General features: G+C 50.2%; 7 protein-coding genes. All 7 read right to left on the bottom strand.

Annotation, left to right across the window (positions count from 1 at the left end; translation table 11 throughout):
- Nucleotides 1-1,174: TIGR03752 family integrating conjugative element protein (locus tag Q0688_RS15670; protein WP_299078832.1), on the bottom strand; the 1,174-nt coding region annotated here is incomplete at its 3' end.
- The gene (locus Q0688_RS15665) at nt 1,167-2,036 is read right to left on the bottom strand and encodes a TIGR03749 family integrating conjugative element protein (RefSeq protein ID WP_299078829.1); all 870 of its coding nucleotides are present in this window, start codon (nt 2,034-2,036) and stop codon (nt 1,167-1,169) included. The genes Q0688_RS15670 and Q0688_RS15665, both read right to left, overlap by 8 nt.
- Nucleotides 2,033-2,734 carry a PFL_4703 family integrating conjugative element protein gene (locus Q0688_RS15660; protein WP_299078826.1) on the bottom strand — a complete coding sequence of 234 codons (702 nt, stop codon included), beginning with the start codon at nt 2,732-2,734 and terminating at the stop codon, nt 2,033-2,035. Before Q0688_RS15660 ends, Q0688_RS15665 begins: the two co-directional genes overlap by 4 nt.
- An 8-nt stretch (nt 2,735-2,742) precedes the next feature.
- Entirely contained in the window at nt 2,743-3,117 is a 375-nt protein-coding gene (locus Q0688_RS15655; protein WP_299078823.1) for a TIGR03750 family conjugal transfer protein, read from the bottom strand.
- Between the two features lie 3 nt (nt 3,118-3,120).
- Nucleotides 3,121-3,495: a TIGR03745 family integrating conjugative element membrane protein gene (locus tag Q0688_RS15650; RefSeq protein WP_299078821.1), complete on the bottom strand. Its 375-nt coding sequence runs from the start codon at nt 3,493-3,495 to the stop codon at nt 3,121-3,123.
- 54 nt (nt 3,496-3,549) lie between these two features.
- Nucleotides 3,550-3,789, bottom strand: a complete 240-nt coding sequence (locus tag Q0688_RS15645) for a TIGR03758 family integrating conjugative element protein (RefSeq protein WP_020162282.1) — start codon at nt 3,787-3,789, stop codon at nt 3,550-3,552.
- Nucleotides 3,789-3,946: RAQPRD family integrative conjugative element protein (locus Q0688_RS27665; RefSeq protein ID WP_367179807.1), on the bottom strand; the 158-nt coding region annotated here is incomplete at its 5' end. The genes Q0688_RS15645 and Q0688_RS27665, both read right to left, overlap by 1 nt.

Genomic DNA, 3,946 nt, shown 5'->3' with positions numbered 1-3,946 from the left:
CGGATTGCACTGCCTCGCCAGCAACCAGTTTATTAATGTCACCCACGACCGTACTCGTTGTTGACCCGGTTAATGATGATGTTTGCCTCTGCTGCTGTGCTTCGGCGTAGGCGGAACCCGCCGCCCCCAATCCTGCCAGCCCAATACGCTGGGAAATAAATGAGGGTGCGTTGGTGACAAAGCGCCCGGCCACACAGGGCACACCGCTAGGGTCAGAGATGTAGCCCAAGGGTTGCCCCTGGCTACTGTGGTTCACGATAGAGCCGTCCTCAAAGATGAACGTTGCCGATGTTAGGCGAGCGCTGACACAGGAGAGATTCCAGTCACCAAAACCCAAACCACTGAAAATCATGCCCTCGACCTCTGGCATATCGTGACCATTGGCTAACAGATTTTCTTTGCCGATATAGATTTTTACCGGATAAGGATCGGGTGTCTGTCCCTCTACCGGAATACGGCCAATCAAAGCCGTTAGTGCCAGTCCGTCCGTCAACGTTGCATCTTTGGGTATCGTATAAATCGGCTCGACAATAATCTGATGTTTCTTCTCAGAATCTTGTACCTCGTTATTCGCTTCAGCCGTATTAGGTGAGCGAGGTAGCAATCCAGTAAAGCGGCCTTTATTACCTTCTGTTGTTTCTGGCTCAACATAATCAATAGGGTTATACCAGGCACCCTGATCTGGATTGATCGGAATCACGTTCTGACCATCAAAACCAAAGCCAACAGGCAACCCATCCTGATTTAATTTCCCAATGTCGGCTGAGCTTTTATCTTCTTTCAAATCCTTAAGTTCACGTCTTAGCTGACTGAGATGCTGCTGAAGCGAACCTATGGTCGCCGTGGTTTCATTCAGTGCTTCCTGGGCCTGCTGATTTGCCGCTTCCAGCTTTGATACTTTTTGCTGATTCTCCAGCACCCTACCCATGTTTTCTTTAGTCGATGCATTCAGCGTATCCGCTTTTTTTACCGCTTCTCGGGCGTAGGCCTGCAATGCTTTGATAGTATCGGTCTGCGTATCACCGTCCTGAGGCTTGGCCGCAGGGTCATATCCAGGCATCTGTTCAACAGGCTGGTAACTTTCCTGTGGCTCCGAGCACATCACGAGTGACAGGCAGCCAATGGCCAGCGCAGCACCTCCAATCAGTAACGGATTCATGCGCTTTTCAGCCATCTTGCATTTCCTCTTTACCGGTTTGCCCACTTTGAAGAACCCGGCTGTCAATCGGCAAGGACAGGCTTTCCACGAAAGACCGATTCGAGACCAGATACAAGGTGGTTGTATCTGTTTCGTCACCCATTGCCCCCAAGCGATCATGTTGCAATGTCGCCGTCAGCCAATCTCCACGGACAAGATAACTTAGGTCTAGTGCCTGGAGAGAATCAGATCGATCAAACTGTAACTGCAGCGACTGTCGCGATAAATTACGCACTCTAACCGCAGTCACTGTTAATCCATGGCCTTGCCACGAAGCTATAGGCACCGTTTCTATAAGACCACCGCGAATCAGTGGCACTGACGTTTTTGATTCAACCGGAATTCGTTTAATCGCGCTGTCACCATCGACTAACCGCTCCGGCGCATAGAGTTGTTGCGCAGCATAACGGGTCAATCGGATACGCCAGTCCTCTGTCGTTCTGTACGCAGTTGCTTCCTTACTGCGATTCCGAGTGTTTTCCTTTGTCATCACAATCAATTCATCGCTAACTGCCGCGACTTCACTGGCTGTTATATCTAACAAATAGACTTGCTGATCGTTCAGCCCCTGAATACGAAGACGGGTTGTCGGAAATGGTTCCATTGCCCTGATATACAAAACGCCGTTTGCCGCCAGCACTGACACATGGCGTTTAACCGTATCAGGCAACCAATAACGCACATCATCTGGGAAATGAATAATGCGCTCATTACCGACTTGCAGATGAACGTTAATGGGGCGTTTATCCCAAAGCACGCGCTCTGATGCATCGGCTAGGACGGTAGCAGAGGCTAAAGTCAGTAAGATCACAAACAACCTTTGGATACAGCTTTTCATAATTCACCTCCAGGACGCCGGAACGGTTTTCCAAGCTGATCCTCTGATAACAGCACTGGGCGCATGGCTTCATTGCAGGCTAATGCCAACCCCCAAGGGTTAACCTCTTTATCCACGTCGAATCGAACAATACGCAGGGGGTAACGCAACAGCACATCCTTAACTGGATGGCCTCCAATCGATTCCGTGACATTGACATCCAGCCAGATTCTCCACGCACTGCTGGTTTCTATCTGGACACGTTGGCGGGTATAGCTTTGACCGAGAATTTCCTGTACCGAACGAACCCGTTGTCGCAGCTCACCCAGTTCCTGTTTGGTATTCATATCCGTTTCCAGCGCAGCTCGACATCCCGGTGTAAGAAAACCCTGGAGTGCGTATATCTGCTTGGGATAGTCCTTCTCTCCGTCACTTGGCCAGCGGTTCAATTGCTGAAAAATATAATGAGCGAAGGTATATACCGTCGGCGCTGGCACACTATCAAAATTAGTTACCAGCCCTTGAGTTAAATCGGGAGGGATATAGAGCCGTCGAGTTTCCTGCAATACGCCGTTACGCCACCAAAGCGCGACTACTGCAACAAGCAAACACACTACAATAATACGCAAAGTACGAATATGATCACTGGTGGCCAGCAATCGCTGCCGCGCCTGGTTGTTTCTGATTGCCGTTGGTTTATTGAGTGGCTTTTTCATCATTTTGCTCTCTACCTCACTTTCCACTTCAGTCGGCGTCCAACATCCCAAACCCGGCTTTGTCGTATAAACGAGGAACGCAACAAGTGAAGGTCTTCAAGCCATAAGCGTAGCCGCAACTGGTAGTAACCCAGTGGCCTGCCCCGTTTAAGTTTCTGTAATACCGTTGCCCCAATGACGACCCAGGCAATCACCAATAGCAAACCGATGCCGACGCCCATCATGAGATAGCCAAACAGGCCGCACACAATGACACTACCGGGCACCAGAGCGATACCGCCCACAGTGACCAGCAGCATCAATTCTGAGAGCGAACAACCCCTGAAGATCGACGGCTCGGCATTCAAGCGCACCGGTAACAGTTCGTTAGCTTGCTGCGATTCCATGCCTCAGATGATTCCAACGGCTTCGTTCAGGAAGAAAGACACGATGGCCAACAGCACACCAGCTATAACTGCGGTCAAGCCCACAGAGCCCCAATCAGGATCATTGGAGCTGCGCGCTTCATTGAATTTGGAGAGCAGTATCCAACCGATCCATAAGAAGCCAGCTCCGGAAATAGCGAGCGCAATATAATCGACAGCGTCGCCTGTCCAGCCCTGCATAAAGGCTAAGTAGTTGCCATTAGGCGCACCGCTCGACGGATCGACGGGTGTAGGCAACTGTGCCTGAGCTGATATTGAAACCAGCCACAGCCAAAACATCGATAAAGGAGCAATATTGCGCTTCTGTTTAAAAGTAGATTCATGCATTACGGGGTTCATAGTCTTCCTCACATTACGAGCTAAAAGTTTCGCGTTGTATGTTTTTCGTTAGCGCTATCGCAGTAGGAAGCCAAGAACGAGGGTTAAAAAAATTGAGCGGACTGACCGAGTCAGAAAATCATAGAAATTTATTTTTCGGTGTGACCAGGCTTTCCACTGAGTGACAATGACCCAGGCGACCCAGATATAGAGCACCGAATACAAGATCAAAAGAATCGTTAGGCTAAAGCTCCCCATGGGTACGCCTAGCGTTGCCCCGGTGAAAGCAGCCTCTTGTGACGCTGATACGGCCATCAGCGATAATCTCCTTCGATGGGAGGTAACGACCGTGGCTCACGCCGCACCGTGTTGGCGGCATCAAGAATGCCTTCTTGGATTTTTAGCATATCAGCTCTCAGGCGCTGGTAATTAACCTGTCTGCGATCATCCGGATTCGCGGCCTGCTGAGCTT

The sequence above is a fragment of the uncultured Paraglaciecola sp. genome (genome assembly GCF_937123705.1).
GTDB lineage: Bacteria > Pseudomonadota > Gammaproteobacteria > Enterobacterales > Alteromonadaceae > Paraglaciecola.
This window is presented reverse-complemented; position numbering and strand designations above follow the sequence as displayed.